The sequence below is a fragment of the Streptococcus sp. GMD4S genome (genome assembly GCF_000296955.1).
Genome location: NZ_AJRE01000570.1, coordinates 1 through 564 on the forward strand (window position 1 = coordinate 1; position 564 = coordinate 564).

The window sequence follows — 564 nt, forward strand, 5'->3', positions numbered from 1 at the left end:
GCTTGGATACCTATCCTAAGAAAAGAAATACAAAAGGAATTAGTATGATTACACGTGAATTTGATACCATCGCTGCTATCTCTACTCCACTAGGTGAAGGAGCCATTGGTATTGTCCGCCTGAGCGGAACAGATAGCTTTGCCATTGCGCAAAAGATTTTTAAAGGAAAAGACTTGAGCAAGGTTGCAAGCCATACCCTCAACTACGGTCACATTATTGACCCGCAGACAGGGAAGGTCATGGACGAAGTTATGGTTGGAGCTATGAAGTCTCCAAAGACCTTCACTCGTGAGGATATTATCGAGATTAACACTCACGGTGGGATTGCGGTGACCAATGAGATTCTCCAACTAGCTATCCGTGAAGGAGCTCGGTTGGCAGAACCTGGTGAATTTACCAAACGCGCCTTTCTAAACGGTCGTGTGGACTTGACACAGGCCGAGGCAGTGATGGACATCATCCGTGCCAAGACAGACAAGGCCATGAATATTGCAGTCAAACAATTGGACGGTTCTCTTTCTGACCTCATTAATAATACTCGCCAAGAAATCCTCAATACACTTG

At 45.4% G+C, this 564-nt stretch carries 1 pseudogene; it reads left to right on the forward strand.

What is annotated here, in order from left to right:
- Positions 1 to 44: 44 nt before the first annotated feature.
- Positions 45 to 564: pseudogene (locus GMD4S_RS12590) on the forward strand (tRNA uridine-5-carboxymethylaminomethyl(34) synthesis GTPase MnmE); the annotation flags it as partial.